Annotated in this window: 20 protein-coding genes; 10 read left to right on the forward strand and 10 right to left on the reverse strand. The window is 73.6% G+C overall.

The window, feature by feature from the left end; translation table 11 throughout:
* Positions 1-15 precede the first annotated feature (15 nt).
* From ABD976_RS22960 to ABD976_RS22980, 5 genes are all read right to left on the reverse strand, one after another.
* Complete coding sequence (locus tag ABD976_RS22960; protein ID WP_345366546.1) at positions 16-1,662, reverse strand: (2,3-dihydroxybenzoyl)adenylate synthase; 1,647 nt, start codon at positions 1,660-1,662, stop codon at positions 16-18.
* Positions 1,663-1,677: 15 nt separating this feature from the next.
* On the reverse strand, positions 1,678-2,922 hold the full coding sequence (gene dhbC, locus ABD976_RS22965; protein ID WP_345366548.1) for an isochorismate synthase DhbC: 1,245 nt from the start codon (positions 2,920-2,922) through the stop codon (positions 1,678-1,680).
* A 33-nt stretch (positions 2,923-2,955) separates the two neighbouring features.
* Positions 2,956-3,735: a 2,3-dihydro-2,3-dihydroxybenzoate dehydrogenase gene (locus ABD976_RS22970; protein WP_345366550.1), complete on the reverse strand. Its 780-nt coding sequence runs from the start codon at positions 3,733-3,735 to the stop codon at positions 2,956-2,958.
* A 259-nt stretch (positions 3,736-3,994) separates the two neighbouring features.
* Positions 3,995-5,332, reverse strand: a complete 1,338-nt coding sequence (locus ABD976_RS22975) for a carboxyl transferase domain-containing protein (RefSeq protein ID WP_345366552.1) — start codon at positions 5,330-5,332, stop codon at positions 3,995-3,997.
* Positions 5,325-6,788: an acyl-CoA synthetase gene (locus ABD976_RS22980; protein ID WP_345366554.1), complete on the reverse strand. Its 1,464-nt coding sequence runs from the start codon at positions 6,786-6,788 to the stop codon at positions 5,325-5,327. Before ABD976_RS22980 ends, ABD976_RS22975 begins: the two co-directional genes overlap by 8 nt.
* Before the next feature lie 171 nt (positions 6,789-6,959).
* On the opposite strand from ABD976_RS22980, the gene ABD976_RS22985 reads away from it, so the two are divergent.
* From ABD976_RS22985 to ABD976_RS23000, 4 genes are all read left to right on the forward strand, one after another.
* On the forward strand, positions 6,960-7,670 hold the full coding sequence (locus tag ABD976_RS22985; protein ID WP_345366556.1) for a FadR/GntR family transcriptional regulator: 711 nt from the start codon (positions 6,960-6,962) through the stop codon (positions 7,668-7,670).
* Positions 7,671-7,760: 90 nt separating this feature from the next.
* Positions 7,761-8,249 carry a VTT domain-containing protein gene (locus ABD976_RS22990; protein WP_345366558.1) on the forward strand — a complete coding sequence of 163 codons (489 nt, stop codon included), beginning with the start codon at positions 7,761-7,763 and terminating at the stop codon, positions 8,247-8,249.
* 131 nt (positions 8,250-8,380) lie between these two features.
* Positions 8,381-10,480: a catalase gene (locus tag ABD976_RS22995; RefSeq protein WP_345366560.1), complete on the forward strand. Its 2,100-nt coding sequence runs from the start codon at positions 8,381-8,383 to the stop codon at positions 10,478-10,480.
* 73 nt (positions 10,481-10,553) lie between these two features.
* Positions 10,554-11,999, forward strand: a complete 1,446-nt coding sequence (locus tag ABD976_RS23000; RefSeq protein ID WP_345366562.1) for an amino acid permease — start codon at positions 10,554-10,556, stop codon at positions 11,997-11,999.
* A 1-nt stretch (position 12,000) separates the two neighbouring features.
* Here the strand turns inward: ABD976_RS23000 and ABD976_RS23005 are convergent, their stop codons facing one another.
* Positions 12,001-13,413, reverse strand: a complete 1,413-nt coding sequence (locus tag ABD976_RS23005) for an MFS transporter (protein ID WP_345366564.1) — start codon at positions 13,411-13,413, stop codon at positions 12,001-12,003.
* A 287-nt stretch (positions 13,414-13,700) separates the two neighbouring features.
* Between ABD976_RS23005 and ABD976_RS23010 the strand changes: the two genes are divergently transcribed.
* The 5 genes from ABD976_RS23010 to ABD976_RS23030 all read left to right on the forward strand — a co-directional run bounded on the left by ABD976_RS23010 (position 13,701) and on the right by ABD976_RS23030 (position 17,120).
* The gene (locus tag ABD976_RS23010; protein WP_369774621.1) at positions 13,701-14,489 is read left to right on the forward strand and encodes a TetR/AcrR family transcriptional regulator; all 789 of its coding nucleotides are present in this window, start codon (positions 13,701-13,703) and stop codon (positions 14,487-14,489) included.
* Positions 14,474-15,358 carry a beta-keto acid cleavage family enzyme gene (locus ABD976_RS23015; protein WP_345366568.1) on the forward strand — a complete coding sequence of 295 codons (885 nt, stop codon included), beginning with the start codon at positions 14,474-14,476 and terminating at the stop codon, positions 15,356-15,358. The genes ABD976_RS23010 and ABD976_RS23015 overlap by 16 nt, the downstream gene beginning before the upstream one ends.
* A gap of 14 nt (positions 15,359-15,372) precedes the next feature.
* Complete coding sequence (locus ABD976_RS23020) at positions 15,373-16,329, forward strand: 3-hydroxyacyl-CoA dehydrogenase NAD-binding domain-containing protein (RefSeq protein WP_345366570.1); 957 nt, start codon at positions 15,373-15,375, stop codon at positions 16,327-16,329.
* The gene (locus tag ABD976_RS23025; protein ID WP_345366572.1) at positions 16,326-16,766 is read left to right on the forward strand and encodes a thioesterase family protein; all 441 of its coding nucleotides are present in this window, start codon (positions 16,326-16,328) and stop codon (positions 16,764-16,766) included. The genes ABD976_RS23020 and ABD976_RS23025 overlap by 4 nt, the downstream gene beginning before the upstream one ends.
* 186 nt (positions 16,767-16,952) lie before the next feature.
* Complete coding sequence (locus ABD976_RS23030; protein ID WP_345366574.1) at positions 16,953-17,120, forward strand: hypothetical protein; 168 nt, start codon at positions 16,953-16,955, stop codon at positions 17,118-17,120.
* 50 nt (positions 17,121-17,170) lie between these two features.
* On the opposite strand, the gene ABD976_RS23035 is transcribed toward ABD976_RS23030, so the two are convergent.
* From ABD976_RS23035 to ABD976_RS23045, 3 genes are all read right to left on the reverse strand, one after another.
* Positions 17,171-18,553: an FAD-binding oxidoreductase gene (locus ABD976_RS23035; protein ID WP_345366576.1), complete on the reverse strand. Its 1,383-nt coding sequence runs from the start codon at positions 18,551-18,553 to the stop codon at positions 17,171-17,173.
* 120 nt (positions 18,554-18,673) lie between these two features.
* Positions 18,674-19,936, reverse strand: a complete 1,263-nt coding sequence (locus tag ABD976_RS23040) for an SLC13 family permease (RefSeq protein WP_345366578.1) — start codon at positions 19,934-19,936, stop codon at positions 18,674-18,676.
* Entirely contained in the window at positions 19,926-21,128 is a 1,203-nt protein-coding gene (locus ABD976_RS23045; RefSeq protein WP_345366580.1) for a pyridoxal-phosphate-dependent aminotransferase family protein, read from the reverse strand. The genes ABD976_RS23040 and ABD976_RS23045 overlap by 11 nt, the downstream gene beginning before the upstream one ends.
* 144 nt (positions 21,129-21,272) lie before the next feature.
* Here ABD976_RS23045 and ABD976_RS23050 point away from each other — a divergent pair, with 144 nt between their 5' ends.
* Entirely contained in the window at positions 21,273-24,185 is a 2,913-nt protein-coding gene (locus tag ABD976_RS23050; RefSeq protein WP_345366582.1) for an FAD-binding and (Fe-S)-binding domain-containing protein, read from the forward strand.
* A gap of 10 nt (positions 24,186-24,195) precedes the next feature.
* Here the strand turns inward: ABD976_RS23050 and ABD976_RS23055 are convergent, their stop codons facing one another.
* Positions 24,196-25,137, reverse strand: a complete 942-nt coding sequence (locus tag ABD976_RS23055) for an NAD-dependent epimerase/dehydratase family protein (RefSeq protein ID WP_369774601.1) — start codon at positions 25,135-25,137, stop codon at positions 24,196-24,198.
* Positions 25,138-25,142 lie beyond the last annotated feature (5 nt).

Consider the following 25,142-nt stretch of genomic DNA (forward strand, 5'->3'; position numbering starts at 1 on the left):
TGCACCGGATCCGCCTCAGCGGCCCCGGTGCAGTTCGGGGACCAGTTCGCGCACGATCGCCTCGCGCAGCTCGCGCTTGCTGATCTTGCCGACCCCGGTCTGCGGGAACTGCTCGACGAACTCGACCCGGTCCGGCACCTTGTAGCCGGCCAGCCCGCGTTCGCGGACGAACTTGATGAGCTCGCGGGCCTTGGGCGGCGTCCCGCGCGGGACCACGAAGGCGCAGCTGCGCTCCCCCAGGTAGTCGTCCGGCATGGCGACCACCGCGGCGTCGTGCACGTCGGGGTGCGCGAGCAGGTGGTTCTCGACCTCCTCGGCGGCGACCTTCTCCCCGCCCCGGTTGATCTGGTCCTTCGCCCGCCCCTCGACCACGACGTTGCCCTCGGGCGTCAGGCGGACCACGTCACCGGTGCGGTAGAAGCCGTCCGGGGTGAACGCCCGCGCGTTGTGCTCCTCGGCCCGGTAGTAGCCGCGGATGGTGTAGGGCCCCCGGGTGAGCAGGTGGCCGGTCTCCCCCGCGGGCACCGGGTTGTCCTCGTCGTCGACGACGAGCACCTCGTCGTCCGGCGAGATCGGCCGCCCCTGGGTGGTGCGGATGACCTCCTCCGGGTCGTCCAGGCGGGTGTAGTTCACCAGGCCCTCGGCCATCCCGAACACCTGCTGCAAGGTCGCGCCGAGCACCGGGCGGACCCGCTTGGCGACCTCCTCGCTGCACTTGGCGCCGCCGATCTGGAGCACCTCCAGGCTGGACAGGTCGTGCTCGGTGTCCGGCGCGGCGTCGAGCCAGACCAGCGCCAGCGGCGGCACCGCGGCGGCCAGCGTGACCCGTTCCCGCTCGATCAGCGGGAACACCTCGTCGGGGCTGGGCCTGCGGGCCAGCACCACGCGACCGCCCGCGTGCAGCACCCCGAAGGTGCCCGGCGAGCTCATCGGGAAGTTGTGCGCGATGGGCAGCGCGCCGAGGAACACCGTGTCCTCGGTGACGCCGCAGATCTCGTCGCTGGCGCGGAACGAGTACAGGTAGTCGTCGTGGGTGCGCGGGATCAGCTTGGGCACGCCGGTGCTGCCGCCGGAGAGCTGGAGGAACGCGATGTCCCCCGGGTGCGGACCGGCCAGGTCCGCCGGCTCGGCGTCCACATCGGACAGCGCGGTGAAGCCGGAGTCGCCCGGGTCGCCCGCGATGAGCACGTGGCGCAGCCCCGGCACCTCGCGCCGCACCTCGGCGGCCAGCACCCGGTGGTCGAACCCGGCCTCGACGTCGGCGGTGATGTAGGCGACCGCCTCGCTGAACTCGCAGAAGTACCCGACCTCGGTCAGCCGGTGGGTCGGCAGCGCGAACACCGGCACGGCGCCGAGCCGGTACAGCGCGAAGCAGACGTCGAAGAACTCCGGGATGTTGGGGAGCTGCACGACGACGCGGTCCCGCGGGGCGATGCCGAGCCGGTGCAGCCCGGCCGCCAGCCGGTCGGCGCGGGCGTCCAGCTCGCCGTAGGACACCCGCCGGTCGCCGCCGACGACGGCGATCCGGTCGGGGTGCTCGGCGGCGCGCTCGCGCAGCATCGAGCCGAAGGTGTCGCCCCGCCAGTAGCCGGCCGCCCGGTAGCGGGCGGCGAACTCCTCGGGCCAGGTGGGGCAGCCGGGCAGCGGTGCCGGTCCGGTCATTCTGGTGGTTCCTCCTCAGCGTGAGACGGCTTGGTCCAGGCCCATCGCGGACAGCGCGGTGCGGAACTTCGCGGAGGTCTCGGCCAGTTCGTCGGCCGGGTCGGAGCCGGCGACGATGCCCGCGCCGGCGAACAGCCGCAGGCCCTCCTCCTCGATCTCCGCGCAGCGGATGGCCACCACCCACTCGCCGTCGCCCGCCGCGTCGCACCAGCCGACCATCCCCGCGTAGTAGCCGCGGTCGAACGGTTCGGTCTCGCCGATCACCGAGCGGGCCGCGGCCACCGGGGTGCCGCACACCGCCGGGGTCGGGTGCAGGGCGTCGGCGAGTTCGAGCGAGGAGGTCCGCGGGTCGCGCAGCTCGCCGGTGATCTCGGTGGCCAGGTGCCACATCGCGGCGGTGCTGATCACCGAGGGCCTGCTGGGCACCCGCAGGTCGGTGCACAGCGGTTCCAGCGCCCGCACGACCGCCTCGACGACCGCGGCGTGCTCGCGGAGGTCCTTGTCGGAGTCGGCGAGCTCCTCGGCGCGGCGCCGGTCCTCGGCCGGGTCGCTGCTGCGCGGCCGGGAACCGGCCATCGGGTTGGAGCGCACCGCGGTGCCGCGCCGGGACACCAGCAGCTCGGGGCTGGCCCCGAGGAAGGTGCGGCCCAGCGGGGGCTGCGGACCGGCGGTGTCCCGGGTGCCGTCCTCCCCGCGCCGGGGCAGGTCCACCGCGAAGGTGAAGCCGCTCGGGTCGGCCAGCGCCAGGTTGCCCAGCACGTCGCGGACGTCGACCGGGGACTCCGGGGTGAGCTCCAGGGTCCGGGCGAGCACGACCTTGCTCAGGTCGCCGTCGTCGAACCGGCGCAGCACCCGCTCGACGCCGCGCTCGTACTCCGCGGCGCTGGGGACCTGCCGCACCGAGCACCGCGGGGCCTCGCCGCGCGCCGACCGCGGCACCGCCACCGCGGGCGGGTCGGCGCGGACCACCTCGGAGGGCAGCACCAGGTGCGCGGGCAGGTTCGGGCCGAACGGCACCGCGCCCACCACCACCGGGTTGTGCCGCCCGAACTCGGCGGCCCCGGCCAGGAACTCGCGGACCCGACCGGGCAGGTCGGCGCGCGCGCACGACGTCTTGGGCACCGTGGCGTCGACGCCGCGGGCCAGCATCATGCCGCGCGAGGAGGAGAAGAAGAACGACGAACCCGCCTCGTAGGCCGCCAGCAGGCGCGTCGCCTCCTCGGCGACGAGGCCGTCGATGTCGCTGTCGATCGTGGTCATGGGAACCTTCCTGCCGCCGGTTTCGCGGCGCTGTCAGGCGCGCAGGGTCGCGCCACCGTCGACGTACAGGTCGTGCATGGTGATGTGGCCGGCCTGGTCGGAGAGCAGGAACACCACGGACTCGGCGATGTCGGCCGGCGTCGCGAGCTTGCGCAGCGGGATGCCCGCCTTGTACTCGGCCGCCGAACCGGCGATGACGCTGGCGGGGTCGCCACCGGTCATGCCCCGCAGCATCCCGGTGTCGGTCGAGCCGGGGGCCACGACGTTGCACCGGATGCCGTGTTCGGCCAGCTCCAGCCCCAGGGACTTGGTGAACAGGCTCGCCGCCACCTTGGACGCACCGTAGGCGGACATGCCGTGCCGGGGCACGCCGGCGGAGTTCGAGCCCACCGTGACGATGGCTCCCCGCCCGCGCTCGACCATGTACCGGGACACCGCCCGGCACAGGTGGAAGACCCCGGTGGTGTTGACCGCGAAGGTGCGCGCCCAGTCCTCGTCGGTGAGGTCGCGCACCGTGCCGAACTGCAGCACCCCGGCGACGTTGGCGAGGAGGTCGATCGGCCCGAGCTCGGCTTCGACGCGCGCCGTGGCGTCGGCGACCTCGGCCGCGTCGGTGACGTCGACCCGGTGGGCGTGCACCGCGTGCCCCTGCTGCCGCAGCCCGTCGGCGACGGCCTCCACCGCGGCGGCATCGCGATCCAGCGCCGCGACCAGGGCGCCCCGTTCGGCCAGGGCGCCGACCACCGCGGCGCCGATGCCCCCGGCCGCGCCCGTCACCACCGCGACCTTGCCGCCGATCCCCGTCCGGTCCATCTCGCCCCTTCTAAAGTCAGGCTAGCCTAACCTTTGTCAGGCGAGCCTGAGTTTAGAACACGGAACGGGCACGATCTCCCGCCCAACGGGTGGCATTGATCACCGAGGGCGACCAGCGCAGGTGAGATGATCCACTCGTCCGGGGCTCGACGCCGTCCGGCGGACGTCTGCTCATCAGGTCACGGGGACGGTCCCACGCCGCACCGGCGACGCGCACCGCCCGCCGCCGGTGCGATGCCCCACAGCCGCCGCGGGCGGATCAGCGCGCCGCGACCCCCGCCGCGAAACCGAGTTCCAGCAGGTCCTGGGGGCGCAGCCGCATCCAGCCCGCGAGTTCGGCGGCGTCCTCGGTACCGCGCTTGAGGATCGCCGCGCTCAGCTCCGGGGCGATCACGGCGAAGTAGGCGTCCGGGGTGATCCAGGTCCGCTCCGGCGCGGCCAGCGCGAGCGCACCCCCGGAACCGCCCTCGCCGACGACCAGCGTGGTGATCGGCACCCGCGCCTCGGCGACGGCGGTGAACACCTCCGCGATCGCCGGGCCCACCCCCGCCCGCTCGGCCGCGCCGTCGTTGGCCGCCCCCGGGGTGTCCACCAGGGTCAGCACCGGGATGCCGAGCTGGTCGGCCAGCCGGATCAGCCGGGCCGCGGTGCGGAACCCGGCGGCGGTGTTGGCGGTGCCCGTCTGCGCCGCGAAGGCCACCGGCCGGCCCTCCCGCATGCCGAGCCCGCAGAGCATCCCCGGGTCCACCCCGCCGCAGCGGTCGCCGCTGAGCGCGAAGCGGGTCTCGAAGTAGCGGTCCAGGTACTCCGGCGCCCGCGGCCGGTCCGCGGCGCGGGCCCGCCGCACCGCCTCCCACCCGGTGCCGGGCTCGGGGTGGTCGGTCAGCGCGCGCGGCACCTCCGCCGGGCGCGGCGGCCGGACCAGCCGTTCCGGGTGCAGCAGGTCGACGGCGCGGGCCAGCGCGGCGGGCAGCTCGTCGGGTCCGACGACCTGGTCGATCTGCCCGGTGGCCAGCTTGCCCTCGGCGGTGAACGGTTCCTCGTCGTCGCCGGGGGCGCGGACCCGGCTGCCGCCGAAGGCGACGGCCGCCCCCGGCAGCGCCAGCACCACGTCCGCCGAGGCGCCCAGCGTCGCCCACATGCCCCCGGTGGTGGGATGGCGCAGCACCGCGATGTGCGGCAGGCGGGCCTGCCGGAGCAGCAGGCAGGCCCGGGCGATGGTCTGCAACTGCGCCAGCGCGCGGATGCCCTCCTGCATCCGGCTGCCGCCGGAGGCGATCAGCGACACCACGGGAAGCCGCAGGTCCCCGGCCCGCTCGAAGGCCGCCGCGATCCGCGCCCCGGCCGCTTCCCCGACCGACCCGCCGAGGAAGCCGAAGTCGAACGCGATCAGCACCGCCTCGCGCCCGCCTACGGTCCCGCGCCCGCACAGCACCGCCTCGTCGGCCCCGGCCGCGGCGGCGCGGGCGCGCTGCTCGTCGTAGCCGGGCCAGCCCAGCGGGCCGTCCGGGGCGGTGGCCGGCTCCGGCGCCGCGAACTCCTCGAATCCGCTGCTCAGCGACTCGACGAGGGTGCGGGCCGGGACGCGGTCAGCCATCCCGCCGCGCTCCCCCGGTGGGCAGCAACGCCTTCTTCTGGACCTTGCCCATCTCGTTGCGGGGCAGCGCCTCGACCAGCCGCACCTCCCGGGGGCGCTTGTGCGGGGTGAGCAGCCCCGCGACGTGGTCGGCCGCCTCCGCCCCGCTGATCGAGGTGCCCTCGGCGGGCACGATCCAGGCCACGATCCGCTCGCCGAGGTCGTCGTCGGGCTCGCCGGTGACCGCGACCTCGGCCACCGCCGGGTGCTCCAGCAGCGCGTTCTCGATCTCGCCGGCGCCGATCTTGTAGCCGCCGCTCTTGATGATGTCGGTCGCCTTGCGCCCCACGATGCGGACGTAGCCGTCGGGCGCGCGGGTGGCCATGTCCCCGGTGCGGAACCAGCCGTCGGTGAACGCGGCCTCGGTGGCGTCCGGGCGGTTGAGGTAGCCGCTGAACAGGTTGGACCCGCGCACCAGGATCTCGCCGACGGTGGCGTCGTCGCTGGCCTCGATCTCGGCGTCCCGCTCGTCGACCAGCTTCAGCTCCACCCCGGCGAAGGGCCGACCGACGTAGCCGGGCCTGCGGTCGCCGTCGGCGCGGACCCCGCAGTTCATGATCGTCTCGCTCATCCCGTAGCGCTCCACGACCCGCTGGCCGGTGAGCCGCTCGATGCGGGCGTGCTCCACGGCGGGCAGCGCGGCCGAGCCGGAGACCAGCAGCCGGGCGCCCCGGACGGCGGCGGCGATCGAGGGGTCGCCCTCGGCGTCGTCGGCGAGCCGGTGGTACATGGTCGGGACGCCGAACAGCATGGTCGCCGGTCCGGCGAGCGCGTCGGCGGCGGCCCGCGAGGAGAAGCGCCCGAGGTGCTGCACCGAGCCGCCGAGGCGCACCGGCCCCAGCGTGCCCAGGATCAGACCGTGCACGTGGAACAGCGGCAGCCCGTGCACCAGCACGTCCTCGGCGGTCCAGGCCCACGCCTCGGCGAGGGCGTCGAGGTTGGCGCTGAGCGCGCGCCGGGGCAGCACCACGCCCTTGGGCGGCCCGGTGGTCCCGGAGGTGTAGACGATGAGCGCCGGCGCCTCCGGAGCGGCTTCGGCGGGCAGCGCTCCGCCCCGGGCGGTGACGTCCACCTCGTGCACCGCCAGCCCGGCCAGCCCCGGCGGCGGCTGGAACCCCGGTTCGGCGAGCAGCACCTCGGGTTCGCTGTCGGCCACGATGTGCGCGAGCTCCCGCTCCCCCACCTTGGGGTTGATCGGCACCACCGCGACCCCCGCGGCCAGCCCGCCGAGCACCGCCGCGCAGGTCTCCAGGGTGTTGGTGGCCCACACCGCCGCCCGGCTGGTCCCGGCGAGGCGTTCGGCCAGCGCACCGGCCACCCCGGCCAGCTCCCGGTAGGTCAGCGCGCGGTCGCCGAAGCGCAGCGCCTCCTTCTCGTCGGGCTCCCGCAACTTGGGGAACAGCACCTGCGCGGCCATGACCACCTCCGGCGTGGGGACGACGATCCGGGCCGGGCCGCTGGTGCGGTCGGCGACCGGTGGGATCCACCTTTGCCGGGGTCGGCGCACCGCGTCAAGGCCGAATTGGCTCAGCCACTCGACCTCCCCGCCGGTGCTAGCCTGGCCTCCGCCGTCCGTCCGGAGGTACCCGTGCCCGAAGCGCTGCGCCCGCTGTCCCGATCGCGCCTGTACGAGCAGGTCGTGGCCCGGCTCCGCGAGCACGTGCGGGAACGCGGGCTCGACGTCGGGGACCGGTTGCCGCCGGAGCGCGAGCTCGCCGAACGGCTCGGGGTCAGCCGGGCGTCGGTGAAGCAGGCGCTGGTGGTGCTGGAGGTCCAAGGCCTCGTCGAGGTCCGCCACGGCGGCGGCAGCTACCTGCGCCGCGCCTCGCTGGACACCGAGCCGGTCGAGGAGCTGGTCGCCCGCCAGCGGCGCCTCCCCGAGGTGCTCGAGGCCCGGGAGGCGCTGGAGACCAAACTGGCCGACCTCGCGGCGCGGCGCCGCACCGACGAGGACCTCGCCGAGATCGACGCGGCACTGGCGGACATGCGCCGGGAGATCGCCGACGGCGGGCTGGGCGTGGACGGCGACCGCCGGTTCCACGCCGCGATCACCGCCGCGGGCCGCAGCGGGCTGCTCGCCGAGTTCATGCGCACCATCGCCGCCGAGATCGCCGAGAGCCGCCAGGAGTCGTTGCGCCAACCGCGCCGTCCCGCCCGGTCGCTGGCCCAGCACGAGCGGATCGCCGAGGCGATCCGGGCGGGCGACCCGAAGGCGGCGGTCAGCGCGATGCGCAGGCACCTGCGCACGGTCAGCCGGGTCCGGCTGCTGAGCTGGGACGCCGACGCCGACCAGCGATGAGCTACCCTCGGTCGGCCCCGTCCCCCGCCGACCTCCGGAGTTGCCCGCCGTGACCGCCCGACGCCGCCCGCAGCACCCGGAGGCGGCCCGGTGATCGAGTGGCTGCTGACCACCGCGGGCACCGCCGCGCTCGGCGCCGTGTTCCCGGTGGTCAACATCGAGCTGTACCTGCTCGGCGTGCTCTCCACCGTCGACGGGCTGAACTGGTGGGCGATGGGCCTGGCCGCGGCGGTCGGCCAGCTCGCGGGCAAGTCGGTGTTCTACCTCGCCGGGCGCGGCGGCCTCAGCCTCGGCAACCGGCTCTCCCGGATGGCCGAGAAGGAGCGGACCGGCCGCTGGGCGCGCTGGTTCGACACCTTCCAGCGGCGCACCCGGCAGCAGCCGTGGTGGGGCCTGGGCGTGCTGTTCCTCAGCGCGATCCCGGGGATCCCCCCGTTCACCCTGATGTGCCTGCTCTCCGGGGCCGCGGGCCTGCCGGTGCTCGGCTTCCTCGGCGCTGCCCTGGCCGGGCGCGCGCTGCACTTCCTGCTGGTCGCGGGCGCCCCGGGCCTGGTCGGCCAGCTCCCCTGGTTCGGCTGAGGGCGCCAGCGGCCGCGGTGCCGGGGCGGCCGGCGCGACCATCGGGCGGAAACGTCACCACGTCGGCATAGTCATCGACCACGGCGGGAACACCTGAGCTGACCCGCAGCCGATTCGAGGGGACAGCGGAGATGGCAGCCGACCGCAAGCAGGAACAGCTCGACGGCGTCCGCAAGGACTTGGACGAGAACTACCTCACCACCCAGCAGGGCGTCCGGGTGGACAGCACCGACGACTCGTTGTCGGTCGGCGAGCGGGGCCCCACGCTGCTGGAGGACTTCCACGCGCGGGAGAAGATCACCCACTTCGACCACGAGCGGATCCCGGAGCGGGTGGTGCACGCGCGGGGCGCCGGGGCCTACGGGCACTTCCAGCCCTACGACGGCTGGCTCGCCGAGCACACCGCCGCCCGCTTCCTGTCCGACCCGGACGTGCGGACCGAGGTCTTCGTGCGGTTCTCCACGGTGGCCGGTTCGCGGGGCTCGGCCGACACGGTGCGCGACGTGCGCGGCTTCGCCACCAAGTTCTACACCGAGCAGGGCAACTACGACCTGGTCGCCAACAACATGCCGGTGTTCTTCATCCACGACGGCATCAAGTTCCCCGACTTCGTGCACGCGGTCAAACCCGAGCCGCACAACGAGATCCCGCAGGCCCAGTCGGCGCACGACACGCTGTGGGACTTCGTCCAGCTCCAGCCCGAGACGATGCACATGATGATGTGGCTGATGTCGGACCGGGCGATCCCGCGCAGCTACCGCATGATGCAGGGCTTCGGGGTGCACACCTTCCGGCTGGTCAACCGCGAGGGCAAGGGCATCTTCGTGAAGTTCCACTGGAAGCCGATGCTGGGCACGCACTCGCTGGTCTGGGACGAGTGCCAGAAGATCGCGGGCAAGGACCCCGACTACAACCGGCGCGACCTGTGGGACGCGATCGAGGCCGGGCAGTACCCGGAGTGGGAGCTGGGCGTGCAGCTCGTCGAGGAGTCCCGCGAGCACGACTTCGACTTCGACCTGCTGGACCCGACGAAGATCATCCCGGAGGAGGAGGTGCCGGTGCGGCCGGTGGGCCGGATGGTGCTCGACCGCAACCCGGAGAACTTCTTCGCCGAGACCGAGCAGATCGCCTTCCACACCGCCAACGTGGTGCCGGGCATCGACTTCACCAACGACCCGCTGCTGCAGGCGCGCAACTTCTCCTACCTGGACACCCAGCTCATCCGGCTGGGCGGGCCGAACTTCGCGCAGCTGCCGATCAACCGGCCGATCGCGGCGGTGGCCAACAACCAGCGCGACGGCTTCGGCCAGCAGCAGATCCACCGGGGGCGCACCAGCTACTACAAGAACAGCATCTCCGGCGGGTGCCCGATGGTGGCCGGAGCCGATCAGGACGTCTTCCAGCACTACCAGGAGAAGGTCGCGGGCCACAAGATCCGCGAGCGCAGCGAGAGCTTCAAGGACTACTACAGCCAGGCGACCCTGTTCTGGAACAGCATGTCGTCCTGGGAGAAGGAGCACATCGTCGGCGCGTTCCGCTTCGAGCTCGGCAAGGTCGACCACACCCACGTCCGGGAAGGCGTGGTGCAGCAGCTCAACCGGGTCGACCACGAGCTCGCGGTGCGGGTGGCCGAGGGCCTGGGCCTGTCCGCCCCGCCGGAGGAGACGGCCAACCACGGGAAGAGCTCGCCGGCGCTGAGCCAGGCGAACTCGGTCACCGGCACCGCTGCCACCCGCAAGGTCGCCGTGCTCGTCGCCGACGGGGTCAACGGCGGTGAGGTCGAGCAGATCCGGCGCGGCCTGGCCGAGCGGGGCGCGACCGCCGAGGTGCTGGCGCCCACCGAGGGCGTGGTCCGCACCGGCAACGACGAGGTGTCCGTGGACGCCGCCATCAACACGATGGCCTCGGTGGTCTACGACGCGGTGATCGTGCCGGGCGGCACGGACAGCGCCGCGACGCTGCTCGCCGACGGTTACGCGGTGCACTTCGTCGCCGAGGCCTACAAGCACGCCAAGCCGGTGGCGGTGAGCAGCGCGGGCACCGAGCTGCTGCGCCGCTCCGGGGCGACGGAGCTGCCGCCCGCGGGTGACGCGCGGGGGGTGAACTCCCACCTCGGCGTCTTCGTCACCGCCGACAGCGGGGAGCTGCCGCAGAGCTTCCTCGACGAGTTCTGCGCGGCGGTCGGCGAGCACCGCATCTTCGACCGCCAGACCGATTCGGTCCCGGCGTGAGCGGCGCAGCGCCGCGCGGCCATCCCCCGCCCGAGCCGTCGGGGCGGGGCGTCGTCCCCTGCGGCGCGGCACCATGAGCGTGCTGCGGAAGCTGCCCGTCGACGAGGTGCTGGACCGGGGCCGGCGCGGGAACCTGGTGCGCCGGCTCACCGGGAAGGACCTCGTCGGCTTCGGCATCGGCATCATCATCGGGTCGGGCATCTTCACGCTGACCGGGATCGAGGCCAAGCAGCACGCCGGCCCGGCCGTGGTGCTGTCCTTCGTGATCGGCGGCGTGGTGGCCGCGCTCGCCGCGCTGTGCTACGCGGAACTGGCCTCGGCGGTGCCCACCGCGGGCAGCGCCTACACCTACGCCTACACCTCGCTCGGCGAGATCTTCGCCTGGATCATCGGCTGGGACCTGCTGCTGGAGTTCGCGCTCGGCGCCGCGGTGGTCTCGCGGAGCTGGTCCGGTTACGTCGCGAACCTGCTGGACCTGCCGCCGGAGTGGTTCGGCGAGGACGCCGCGGTCAACGTCGGCGCCATGGTCATCATCGCGCTGCTCACCGCGGTCGCGGTGGCGGGCATCCGGGAGTCCGCGTGGGTGACCAACGCGCTGGTGGTGATCAAGGTCGCGGTGTCGGTGCTCGTCGTGGTCGCCGGGCTGTTCTTCGTCCGGGGCGCCAACCTGGACCCGTTCGTCCCGCCCACCCAACCCGCCGCGCCCAGCGCCACCGCGCTCGAACAACCGCTGGTGCAGGCGCTGCTGGGCATGGAGCAGTCGGTCTACGGCTTCGGCGGCATCCTGACCGCCGCCGCCATCGTGTTCTTCGCCTACACCGGGTTCGAGGCGCTGGCCAACCTCGGGGAGGAGACCCGCAACCCCCGCCGCGACCTGCCCGTCGGGCTGCTGGGCAGCCTGGTGGTGTGCACGCTGCTGTACGTGGGCGTGTCCTTCGTGCTCACCGCGATGGTCGACTACCGGCAGATCGACGAGGGCGCCCCGCTGGCCGCGGCCTTCCAGTCGGTCGGCCAGCCGTGGGTGGCGGTGCTGGTGTCGCTGGGGGCGATCACCGGCCTGACCTCGGTGATGATGGTCGAGCTGGTGACCATCGGCCGGATCGGGTTCGCGATGAGCCGCGACGGGCTGCTGCCGCCCCGGCTCTCCCAGGTGCACCCGAAGTGGGGGACGCCGCACCGGATGACCATCGCCGGCGCGGTGCTGATCATGCTGCTCGCCGGTTTCGTCCCGATCTCCGAGCTGGCCGACATGGTCAGCATCGGCGCGCTGTCCGGGTTCTTCATCGTCGCGTTGGCGGTGCCGGTGCTGCGCCGCACCCAGCCCCAGGTGGAGCGCCCGTTCCGGATGCCGCTGTCCCCGGTGCTGCCGGTGCTCACGGCGGCGGCCTGCCTGTACCTGATGTCCAACCTGGACGTGATCACCTGGCTGCGGTTCGCCGCGTGGCTGCTGATCGGCTTCGCGCTGTACTTCGGCTACGGCCGCAGGCACGCCCTGCTCGCCCGGCGCGGCGGGTCCTGACTCACTCCTGGCGGCCCGGCACCGGGCCGGGCAGCAGCAGTTCGACGATCCCGATCACCAGCGCGATGGCGACGAAGCCGACCGAGACCACCAGGCCGAGCGTGATGGCGGCGTCGTAACCGCCCTCGGGCAGGGTGCCGAAGAACAGGCCGGAGGCCGCCGCGGTGCCGAGGGCCGTGCCGATCCGCTGCCCGGTCTGCTGCACCCCGGCCGCGGTGCTGCCGCCCGCCACGTCGACCTCGCTGAGGGTGACCGTCTGGTTCGGCGAGATGACCAGCCCGCTGCCCAGCCCCGCCACGAGCATCGCCGGGGCGATGACCAGGCCGGTCAGCGGCCCGGTGTGCACCACGAGCAGCAGGTCGGTGGCCACCAGCCCCAGCAGCGCGGTGACCAGCCCGCCGACCACCAGCTTCCGGCCGAACCGGTTGACCCACCGGCCGCTGAGCGCGGCGGAGACCGCCGAGCCGACGGCGAACGGGGTCAGCGCCAGGCCCGCTTGCAGGGCCGAGTAGTCCAGTCCGCGCTGGAAGTACACCGCCAGCACGAAGAAGATGCTGGTGAACCCGGCGAAGTAGAACAGCGCCAGCGAGGCGCCGAACGAGTAGCTGCGGATCCGCAGCAGGCGCAGGTCCACCAGCGGGGCGTGGCCGCGGCGGGCGTACCAGCGCTCCCAGCCGGCGAAGGCGGCCAGCAGCAGCGGCGAGAAGGGCAGCAGGTACCACTGGGCGTCCCCGCTCTCCTGCTGCACCAGCGGCAGGAGGAGGCACAGCAGTCCGGCGGCCAGCAGCGCGACGCCGGGCAGGTCCAGGCTGCGGGCGCGCCCGCTCGGCACGTCGGCGGGCAGCACCTTGATCCCGAACCCGAGCGCCAGCAGGCCGATGGGCACGTTGACGAAGAACACCCACCGCCACCCGTGCACGTCGCCGGCCAGCTCGATGATCGCCCCGCCGAGCAGCGGCCCGATCGCGGTGGAGACGCCGACCACGGTGCCGAACAGCCCGAACGCCCGGCCGCGTTCCCGGCCCCGGAACAGCTGCTGGATCAGGCCGAGCACCTGCGGGTTGAGCAGACCCGCCGCCATCCCCTGCACCAGGCGGGCCACCACCAGCCACACCGGGCCCTGGGCGAATCCGGCCAGCGCGCTGGCCGCGGTGAAGGCGACCAGCGCGAACAGGAACATCCGGGCCCGGCCGCGGTCGTCCCCGAGGCGCCCGGCGGGCACCAGGACCAGGCCGAACGCCAGGGCGTACCCGGACACCACCCAGGCCAGCGCGGCGCTGGGGGCCTCGAGCCCGTGCTGGATCGACGGCAGCGCCACGTTGACGATGCTCACGTCGAGCAGCGTCATGAACCCGGCGGCCAGGCAGAGCGCCAGCACCCGCCACCGGTGCGGTGCCTCGGTAGCCTCCGCCACGCCGCCACCTCCGTTCCGGTCCTGCGATCAGCTCAGCACGACGCCGGGCCGAATGCATCCCCCACCCCTTGCGATTGACCGACGCGACGGTCAGCAGCGCAGCGCACAAAACGGACCGCACCTGCGAGTACGGACACCCGTCGCCGCATCAACCCGGGCGATCATTGCGATTATCGCAACGCCCTGCTAGGGTTCCCGACGTGCACGACACCGACCTGTCCGGCCGCGTCCGCGCCCTGCTGCGCGAGCACCCGGGGAGCCAGCGCGAGTTCGCCGAGCTGATCGGGATGGAACAGACCAAGCTGTCCAAATCGCTGAGCGGCACCCGCCGCTTCACCGCTGCGGAGCTGACCCGGATCGCCGGGGCCACCGGCGTGACGGTGCAGTGGCTGCTCAGCGGGACCGAGGACGACCCCGGGACGGCGGTCGCGGTGCCGCAGCGCACCGCCCGCTCCGGCGATCGCGACAGCACCGGCCGCTACCAGCAGATCCTGGACGCGACCTGGCGGCTGGTCGCCGAGCGCGGGTACCACGCCGTCCGGGTGGCGGACGTGGCCCGCGCCTGCGGCACCAGCGCGGCCACCATCCACTACCACTTCCCCGCCCGCGGCGACCTGCTGACCGAGACCCTGCGGTACTCGGTCCGGTTGGCCTTCGACCGCCAGGTCGCCGAGCTGCACAGCATCGACGACGCGCACGAGCGGCTGCTGCGGTTGGTCGAGCTCCAGCTCCCCGCCCAGGGGCGGCTGCGCCAGGAGTGGTCGATCTGGTTGCAGGTCTGGAACGAGAGCGCTCTCGACCCGGACCTGCGGGTGCTGCACAGCGACTCCTACGCGCGCTGGCACGACACCATCGCCCGGACCCTCCGGGAAGGCCAGCGGCAGGGCGTGTTCACCGACCGCGACGCCGAGGAGCTCGCGGTGACGCTGACCGCGCTCATCGACGGGCTGGGCATCCAGGTGCTCGCCGGGCGACCCGGTCGCTCGGTGGAGCGGATGCGGCGGGTGCTGCACGAGTTCATCCAGCGCGAAGTCCTGCGCACGACCGAAGGGAATACCACGTGGCCAACGACGTGATCATCACCGCGGCGCTGACCGGCGCCGCGGACACCACCGGCAAGAGCGAGTTCGTCCCGGTCAGCCCCGAGCAGATCGCCCGGGACGCCGTCGCGGCGCACGAGGCCGGCGCGGCCGTGGTGCACATCCACGTCCGCAACGTGGAGACCGGGCAGGGTTCGCGCGAGGTCGCGCTGTACCGGGAGGTCGTCGAGCGGATCAAGGAAACCGGCATCGACGTGGTCATCAACCTCACCGCCGGGATGGGCGGTGACCTGGTGATCGACCAGGAGGACCCGCTCAAGCCGGTGGACGGCACCGACCTGGTCGGCGGGCTGGAGCGGCTGCCGCACGTGGAGGAGCTGCTGCCGGACATCTGCACGATCGACTGCGGCTCGCTGAACTTCGGCGACGGCAGCCAGCTCTACATCTCCACCCCGGACATGCTGCGCGCCGGGGCCAAGCGGATCCAGGAGCTCGGGGTGCGCCCGGAGCTGGAGATCTTCGACACCGGCAACCTGTGGTTCGCCAACAAGATGATCGAGGAGGGGCTGATCGACGCGCCGCCGCTGTTCCAGCTCTGCTCGGGCATCCCGTGGGGCGCGCCGCCGAACCCGGCGCTGCTGCAGGCGATGGTCGGGATGCTGCCCGCGGGGGCGAACTGGGCCAGCTTCGCGCTCGGCCGCGACCAGCTCCGCTGGGTCGGGCTGACCGCCGCGCTCGGCGGCAACGTCCGGGTCGGCCTGGAGGACAACCTCTACCTGCGCAAGGGCGTCAAGGCCAGCAACGCGCAGCTCGTCGAGCGCGCGGTGACCATCGTCGAAGGCATGGGCATGTCGGTGGCGTCGCCGGCGCAGGCCCGCGAGCAGCTCGGCCTGGCCGCGCGGTGAACGGAGTGGACACGATGCACGCAACCCCCGAACCCACCGCGGTCCGCCGCGTCGCCTGCATCGGCGCGGGCGTCATCGGCGGCGGCTGGGTCGCGCACTTCCTGGCGCGCGGCTACCAGGTCACGGCCTGGGACCCGGCGCCGGACTTCGAGCCCAAGCTGCGCCGGCTGGTCGACGCGGCGTGGCCCGCGCTGGTCGAGCTCGGCCTGGCCGACGGTGCCGACCGGGCGAACCTGACGATCGCCGCGACGCTGCCGGAGGCGGTCGCCGACGCCGAGTTCGTGCAGGAGAGCGCACCGGAGGACCTGGGCCTCAAGCAGGACCTGCTGGCCCGCCTCGACGCGGCCACCCCGCCCGGGGTGGTGATCTCCTCGTCGACCTCGGGCTACGGCATGACCGAGATGCAGTCCGGCTGCACCCGGCCGGAGCGGCTCGTGGTCGGGCACCCGTTCAACCCGCCGTACCTCATCCCGCTGGTGGAGGTCGTCGGCGGCGAGCGCACGGAGCGCTGGGCCGTGGACTGGGCCTCGGCGTTCTTCGAGGTGGCGGGCAAGTCGGTGATCACGATGGACCGCGAGGTGCCCGGCTTCATCGCCAACCGGCTGCAGGAGGCGATCTGGCGCGAGGCCCTGCACATGGTGGCCAACGGCGAGGCGACGGTGGAGCAGATCGACTCCTCCATCACCGAGGGCCCCGGACTGCGCTGGCCGCTGTTCGGCCCCTGCCTGACCTTCCACCTCGCCGGCGGCGAAGGCGGCATGGCGCACATGCTCGACCACTTCGGGCCGTCGCTGAAGTCCCCGTGGACCCGGCTGGAGGCCCCGGAGCTCACCGACGAGCTGCGCGACCGGATGGTCGAGGGCTGCGAGACGGCCTCCGACGGGCGGGACATCGCCGAGCTGGTGGCCGACCGGGACCGGGCGGTGATCGCGGTGCTGCGCGCGGTCGAGGCCGTCCGGGGCGCGCGGTGACCGGGTTCGAGCCGCTGCGGCGCCGGGTGCGACCGGAGTGGATCGACTACAACGGGCACCTCAGCGAGGCCTACTACGTGCTCGTCTTCGGCTTCGCCACCGACGCGGTGATGGACCGGATCGGCCTGGACCACGAGTACCGGTCCCGCACCGGCTGCTCGCTCTACACCGTCGAGGCGCACGTGCGGTACCTGCACGAGGTCGGCCCGGACGCCGAGCTGGTGGTCACCAGCGCGGTGATCGGCAGCGGGCCGAAGAAGCTGCGGCTGTGCCACGAGATGAGCGTGGACGGCACCCCGGTGGCCACCGAGGAGCTGATGGCCCTGCACGTCGACGGCGAGCGCGGCGGCACCACCCCGCTGCCCGCGGCGATCGCCGAGCGGGTCGCCGGGCTGGTCACCACCCCGCCGGACTACGCGGGCCGGTCCATCGGGTGAGTCGGGTGCGCCCCCGGAGCGGACCTCCGGGGGCGCACCGGTGCTCGTCACCCTGCGTGAGTTCCGGGGCGGGTGCTGAGAACGCCCGCGAGTGGGTACCCCGCGAAGGCGGTGGCGCCGGGAGCCCGCCCGGCCCCGCCCGCACCGGCGGGGTGCGGGTCCGCTCGCGAGGACACGGGAGGACGCATGAACCCTGAATCCGCCGAAGGCGACGCCGTCGAGCAGGCCCAGGACGAAGGCCCGGTCGAGGAGGAGCAGGGCCCGGCGCCGGAGGTGCCGCTGGACGTGGATCCGGCCGACCTCGCCGAACAGCAGCGGGTCGTGCCGGACGACGAGGAGTACGAGCACGACTGAGCCGCCGGGCGGGGGCGGCCACCCGCGCGGGTGGCCGCCCCCGCCCGCGTTCACCCCTCGGGCAGCACCCGTTCCGGGTTGAGGATGCCGCGCGGGTCCAGCGCCCGCTTGATCTCCCGCTGCGCCCACAGCGCCGCGGGGTCCAGCTCACGACCCAGCCAGTGCTTCTTCAGGTGGCCGACGCCGTGCTCACCGGTGATCGTGCCGCCCAGCTCCAGGCCCAGCGCCATGATCGCGTCGAAGGCCCGCTGCGCCCGCACGGCCTCCTCGGCGTCGGATTCGTCGAAGGCGACCACCGGGTGCATGTTGCCGTCGCCCGCGTGCCCGGCGCAGAGCACCTCGACGCCGTGCTCCCCCGCGATCCGGTGCAGTCCGTCGACGAGCTCCACCAGGTGCTTGCGCGGCACGCACACGTCGTCGATCAGCAGCGCCCGCCCCAGCTTCTCGTGGGCGTCCCCGACCAGTCGCCGCGCCCGCATCAGCAGCTCGCCCTCGGCGGGGTCGTCGGCGACCACGACGTCGGACGCGGCGAATCCGCGCGCCACCCGCTCGAACGCGGCCAGGTCCGCCGGTGCGGCCTCGCCCCGGTCGGACTGCACGATGAGCATCGCGGCCATCCCCTCGGGGAAGCCGAGGTCGGCGATCCGCTGCACGGCGGCGACGGTCGGGCTGTCCATGAACTCCAGCACCGAGGGGCGGTAGCCCTCGCCGAGGTAGCCGGCCACGGTGCGGCAGGCGTCGCCGACGGTCGGGAAGAACGCGACGGCCGTCAACGGCTGCGCGGCGGCGGGCCGCAGCGCCACGGTCACCTCGGTCACCACCCCGAGGGTGCCCTCCGAACCGACGACCAGGTGGGTGAGGTCGTAGCCCGCCACGCCCTTGGCGGTCCGCCGCCCGGTGCGCAGGATCCGGCCGTCGGCCAGCACGACCTCCAGCCCCCGCACGAAATCGCCGGTGACGCCGTACTTCACGCAGCACATGCCGCCCGCGTTGGTCGCGACGTTGCCGCCGATGGTGGAGATCGAGCGCGACCCCGGGTCGGGCGGGTAGAACAGCCCGTGCTCGGCCACCGCGGTGGCCAGCACGCCGTTGACCACCCCCGGCTGCACGACCGCGAGCTGCTCCTCGGCGTCGATCTCCAGGACGCGGTCCATCTTCTCCAGCGACAGCAGCACGCAGCCGTCGGTGGCGTTGGCCGCGCCGGACAGCCCGGAGCGGGCGCCCTGCGGGACCACCGGCACGCGGTGCTCGTGCGCCCACGCCAGCGCGGTCGCGACCTCCTCGGTGCTCCGCGGCCGGACCAGCACCGCCGGGGCACCGGCCGGGCAGAACGTGGCGCGGTCGCGGCGGTGCGCCTCCAGCACGTCGGCGTCGTCGATCACGCGCCCGTCCGGCAGCAGCGCCCGCAGCGGGTGCACATCCGTCGTGGTCATCGCCAGCACTTCCTACGGGAATCGAGCAAGCCGCCTCCGGCGGCACGGTCCGCCGCTGAACCTATCCGCCGGACGGCGCGTTGCCCACCGGCCCGACCTGTGGTCCCCGTCGCTCGGCGCTCAACCGAGCCCGGGCACGATCATCGCGCCCCACACCACCAGCGGCGTCACCACCACCATCGTCGCGCCGTAGACGAGCAACCGGCGGAAGACGTGGTCGCGGTCGTCCTCCTGGGAGTTGGCCAGCATGATCGCACCGCTGGTGGAGAACGGGCTGATGTCGACCACCGTCGAGGCGATGGCCAGCGCCGCCACCATGCTCGCCACCTCGACCTGCCCGGCGGCCATCAGCGGGACGGCCAGCGGGATCAGCGCCCCGAGCAGCCCGGTCGAGGAGGCGAAGGCCGAGACCACCGCGCCGATGTAGCACAGCAGCAGCGCCGAGAGCAGCGGCACGCCCAGGCTGCTGACCGCCTGGCTGACGTAGTCGATGGTGCCGATCTCCTGGAGCACGCTCACGTAGGTGAGCACACCGCAGATCAGCAGCACCGTCGGCCAGGTCACGTGCGCCACCGCGTCCTTGTGCGCGCGCGGGGAGATCAGGCCCAGCAGCACCGCCACGGTGATCGCGACCAGCCCGATGTCCAGCTCCAGGAACAAGGTGAGCACCACCATCGTGCCGATGCCCACCAGGGTCAGGATCCGGTCGCGGTCCAGCGCGACCGGGGCGACCGCGGCGCCCAGCGCGCGCTCCTCCTCGGCCACCCCGTCGGCCGCCGGGGACAACCGGAGACCGCCGAGGACCACGAAGGCGACGAAGGCGAACACCAGGTTCACCACCATGCTGCCGAAGAACAGGAACAGCGGTGAGCCGTCGAGATCGCTGCCGCGCACCACCCCGTTGACGATGACGCCGAACACCGAGATCGGCGAGAACCCGCCGACCATCGTGCCGTGCACGACCATCAACGACATCAGCAGCGGCGAGATGCCGTGCTTGACCGCCAGACCCATCGCCACCGGGGCGATGATCGCCACCGCGGCCGGGGGCACCGCGCCGATCGCGGTGAGCAGCCCGGAGACCGCCAGCATCACCCACGGGATCAGCGGGAGCCTGCCGCTGACCATGCGGACGGACTGGTAGACCAGCCAGTCGATGGTGCCGTTGGCGCGGGCGATGGCGAACAGGTACGTGACACCGACCAGCACCATGAAGATGTCGCCCGGGAACCCGGCGAGGATGTCGTCCGAGCTCATCCCGCCGGCCAGGGTGCCGACCAGGAACGCCGCGGCGAACGCCAGCGCACCCATGTTCACCGAGAACACCCCGGTGATGACGAAGATCGCCACCAGCGCGACGATCGAGATCAGCTCAGGCGACATGGGCGGCCCCCGCACCGTCCACATCGGCCAGCGCCGCGATCGCCGCCGTCGCACCGCCGGAGCGGTGCGGCACCCCGGCCGAGCGGAGCCCGGCTTCGACGCCGCCGAGCGCGCCGAGCAGCGAGAGGTCGTTGAAGGCGCCGAGGTGCCCGATCCGGAACACCCGGCCCGCCAACCGGGACAGGCCCGCGCCCAGCGACATGTCGAAGCGCGCCAGCACGATCTCGCGGAACCGGTCGGCGTCGTGCCCGTCGGGCATCAGCACCGCGGTGAGCGCGCTGCTGAAGCGGGTCGCCGGTGCCCCCTCGCGGCACAGCAGCTCCAGGCCCCACGCGCGGACGGCGGCGCGGGTGGCCTCGGCGTGCCGGTCGTGCCGGGCGACCACCGCATCGAGCCCTTCCTCGCGCAGCATGGCCAGCGCCTCGCGCAGCCCGAACAGCAGGTTCGTCGGCGGGGTGTACGGGGAGAAGCCCTTCCGCCCGGCCTCGAGCAGCGGTTCCCAGTCCCAGTAGCCGCGCGGTGCCCGGGCCCGCTCAGCGGCCCGGCGCGCCCGGGGCCCGACCGCGTTGAGCCCGATCCCGGGCGGCAGCATCAGCCCCTTCTGGGAGCAGCCGACGGTGACGTCGACGCCCCACTCGTCGTGCCGGTAGTCCAGCGAGCCGAGCGAGGAGATGGTGTCGACCAGCAGCAGCGCCGGATGACCGGCGCGGTCGAGGGCGGCCCGGATCTCGGGCACCGCGGTGGTCACGCCGGTCGACGTTTCGTTGTGCACCACCGCGACGGCCTTGATCTCGTGCTCCCGGTCGGCGAGGAGCCTGCGCTCGATCGCGCCCGGGTCGGCGCCGCTGCGCCAGTCCCCGGGCAGCACCTCGGGGACGAACCCGAGCCGTCCGGCCAGTTCGCTCCACAGCGCGGCGAAGTGCCCGGTCTCGTACATGAGCACGCGGTCGCCGGGCGACAGGGTGTTGACCAGGGCGGCTTCCCAGGCACCGGTGCCCGACGACGGGTAGACCACCACGTCGCCCTCGGTGCGCAGCACGTCCCGCAGGCCTTCCTGGACGTCCAGGAACAGCCGCGCGAATTCGGGGCCGCGGTGGTCGATCGTCGGGCGCGCGATGGCGTGCAGCACGCGATCGGGCACGTTCGTGGGTCCGGGGATCTGGAGGAAATGACGACTGCTGACAACGGACATCCGGCCCTCCAGCGGGTGTTCCGGGATGCGAAAACCTGAGCGTCGGCTGTTGAATTCTGTAGACCGTCACACGATCATGTCAAGTAGCTCACTCCAGCCTTGACACATCACCGCGTCGGTTCAAGCCCCCGCAGAGGAGCAACCGTGGTCCACGTCGCCCCCGCTCGCACCGATCACCTCGCCGACGTCCTGCGCCGCCGCCTCGACGGCAACGTCCGCTTCGACGACTACACCCGGCACCTGTACTCGACCGACGCGAGCATGTACCAGGTCCGGCCGCTCGGCGTCGTGTTCCCCCGGCACGCCGGGGACGTCGCGACCGCGGTGGAGCTGTGCCGGGACGCCGGGGTGGCGGTGCTGCCGCGCGGTGCCGGGACCAGCCACTGCGGACAAACGGTCGGCGAGGCGGTCGTGCTGGACACCAGCAAGCACCTCAACGAGCTCGTCGAGCTCGACGCCGACGCGCTGCGGGCGCGGGTGCAACCGGGGCTCGTGCAGGACGAGCTGAACCGCGCCGCCGCACCGCACGGGCTGTTCTTCGCCCCGGACACCTCCACCAGCAACCGCGCCACCCTCGGCGGCATGATCGGCAACAACTCCTGCGGCTCCCGCTCCGCCCGCTACGGCATGACCATCGACCACGTCGAGCAGCTCGACGTGGTGCTCGCCGACGGCAGCACCGCGACGCTGCGCGAACTCGGTCCGGACGAACGCGCCGCGCGGTCCGCTGTGGACGGTCTGGAGGGGCGGATCGTCCGCGAGCTGCCCGGGATCGTCGACTCGGTGCGCGGTCCGCTCGCCGCGCAGCAGGACACCTTCTGGCGCCGGGCGGGCGGGTACCGGCTGGACCGGCTGGCCGACGGGCCGTTCGACCTGGCCAGGTTCGCGGTCGGCTCGGAAGGCACCCTGGTGACCGTCACCGAAGCCGTGGTCCGGCTGACCCCGAAACCGGCGTCGGTGGTGATGGTCGTCGGGCACTTCGACTCCACCACCGCCGCCATCGCCGCCACCGACACCGCGATGCACCGCGGGGCGGCGGCGATCGAGATGGTGGACGCGTTCATCCTCGACCTGGCGCGCCGCTCCCCGCAGCACCGGCACCTGTTCGGCGCGCTGGAGGGCGAGCCGAAGGCGCTGCTGTTCGCCGAGTTCTACGGTGACACCCCGGAGCAGGCCCGCCACGACGCCGAGGAGCTGGTGTCGGCGTGGCGGGCCGAGCGGCACGGCTACGCGACCAAGCTGGCCACGGAGGAAGCCGAACTGGCCCCGCTGCGCGCGCTGCGCAAGGCCGGGCTCGGGCTGCTGATGGCCGCGGGCAAACCCGGGGAGCGCTCCATCGCCTTCGTCGAGGACACCGCCGTCCCGCCCGAGCACCTCGCGGAGTACACCTCGCGGTTCGCCGGGATCCTGGACCGGCACGGGTTGCGCGCGGGCTTCTACGGGCACGCCTCGGCGGGCTGCCTGCACGTGCGGCCGTTCATGGACCTCAGCCGCCCGGACCAGGTGCGCACCATGCGCCAGGTCGCCGAGGAGGTCTGCGCGCTCGCGCTGGAGTACGGCGGGGTGAACTCCAGCGAGCACGGCGACGGCTACGCCCGCAGCGAGTTCAACCGCACCATCTTCGGCGAGGAGGTCTACGAGGCGATGCGCCGGGTCAAGCGGCTGTTCGACCCGGACGGCATCATGAACCCGGGCAAGATCGTCGACGCCCCGCCGATGACCGACAACCTGCGCGAACCGACGCTGCCGGTAGCGCCGGCGCTGCGCACCCACTTCGACTTCGGGCACCGCGGCGGGATGCGCGGTGAGGCCGACCGCTGCATGCGCATCGGTGCCTGCCGCAAGCCCGAGACCTCCGGCGGCGCGATGTGCCCGTCGTTCATGGCCACCCGCGACGAGGAGCACTCCACCCGGGGCCGGGCCAACGCCCTGGTCAAGGCGCTGTCGGCACCGGATCCGCAGCACGAGCTCGGCGACGAGCGGCTCACCGAGGTGCTGGACCTGTGCCTGGAGTGCAAGGCGTGCAAGCACGAGTGCCCGATGTCGGTGGACATGGCCACCCTCAAGAGCGAGGCGCTCGCCCACCACCACGAGCGGCACGGCGTGGACCTGCGGTCGCGGCTGTTCGGCGCCACCCGGCTGCTGTACCGGCTCGGCGCGCTGACCGCGCCGCTGTCCACCGCGCTGACCCGGCCCGCCCCGGTGCGCCGGGCCGCGCACCGCCTCCTGGGCATCCACCGGCGCCGGCCGCTGCCGGAGTTCCGCCGCGACCACCTGCTGCGCTGGTGGCGACGCCGCCCCGCGGTGCCCGTCGCCGACGGCATCGCGCCCGGTTCGCGGGGCGAGGTGGTGTTCCTCGCCGACTCCTTCACCAGCCACACCGAACCGGAGATCGCCCGGGCCGCGATCCGGTTGCTCGAACACGCGGGGTGGCGGGTCCGCCTGGAATCGTCGGTCTGCTGCGCCCGCCCGCAGATCTCCAAGGGGCTGCTGCCCGCGGCGAAGAAGCAGGCCGCCCGGCTGGTGCGCGCGCTGGCCCCCGAGGCCGAGCGCGGCGTGCCGATCGTGGGCTGCGAGCCCTCCTGCATCAGCACGCTGCGCGACGAGCACCAGCAGCTCCTGCCGGACTCGCGCGCCGCCCTCGTCGGCGGGCAGGCCCGGCTGGTGGAGGAACTGCTGGTCGAGGCGCTCGAGGACGGCACCCTGCGGCCGACCGGGGACCCCGGCGCGGAGGTGCTGCTGCACCCCCACTGCCACCAGAAGGCGGTGCTGGGCACCTCGGCGACCGCTCAGCTGCTGCGCCACCTGCCCGGCGCCCGCGTCACCGAGCTCGACGCCGGGTGCTGCGGGATGGCGGGCTCGTTCGGCTTCGAGGCCGAGCACTACGAGCTGTCGATGCGCATCGGCGGGCAACGCCTGTTCCCCGCGGTGCAGGGCGCGGCGCCGGGCACCCGCGTCGCCGCCACCGGCGTCTCCTGCCGCCAGCAGATCGGGCACGGCACCGGCGCCGAGGCCGTGCACCCGGTCCTGCTGCTCCACGACGCCGTCTTCGGCTGAGCGCGCGCCCTCAGCCCGGCCAGTGGCCCAGCAGCTCGGCGAAACCCTCCCGCCAGCTGGGCCAGGCCGGGCGCCAGCCGACGGTCTCGCGGAGCCGGAAGTTCGTCGCGCCGCGCTGCTCGGTGAGGCGGTGCACGGTGAGCCAGTCCAACTGGGCCTCGGCCTGCTCCACGGTCAGCGACACCGGTGCCGGGCAGCCGATCATCCGGGCGTAGGCGGGCAGCCATTCCGCGCACTCGGCGGGCTCGTTGTCGACCACGTTGTAGGCGCCGGGATCGATGTCGTCGAGGACTTCCAGCACGGCGCCCGCCGCGTCGTCGAGGTGGGTGAACGAGGTGAGGCCGAACCCGTCGCCGACGACCGGGAGCGCGCTGCCGCGCACCTGCTCGTGCACCGTGCCGCCCGGGGCGAACTCGGTGGCCGGACCGTACAGCGCGCCGTAGCGCAGCGCGACGCCCTCGATGCCGGGGCAGGTCAGCACCGCCTCCTCGACCGAGGCGATGGAGCGCACCAGATCGCCCCAGCAGCCCGGGGCGTCGGTCCACAGCGGCGCGTCCTCGTCGAGGACCTCGTGCCCGTGCGGCCGGTAGGCCGCGGCGGTGCTCTGCGCGACGACCCTGCGGGCACCGGCCGCGACGGCGGCCACCACGAGGTTCCCGGCGGTGGCCGCGCGCCGGTCGGCGGCCCGCCGCGCGGCCTCGGCGTCGTGCGGACCGGCCGGGCCGAACCCCGCGATCTGGTCGACCACGACGTCCGGGGCGGCGGCGGTCAGCGCCTCGCGCAGGGCCGCCAGGTCCAGCACGTCGGCGGTGACGACCTCGTCGGCCTGCTCGGCGCAGGACCGGTCGGGACATCGGCGGACCAGCGCCGTCACGTGATGGCCGCGGGCGCGCAGCAGCGGGAGCAACGTCCGACCGACCACACCGGACGCACCGGCGACAACGACACGCAAGGGCA

Source organism: Saccharopolyspora cebuensis, from assembly GCF_039542665.1.
GTDB lineage: Bacteria > Actinomycetota > Actinomycetes > Mycobacteriales > Pseudonocardiaceae > Saccharopolyspora > Saccharopolyspora cebuensis.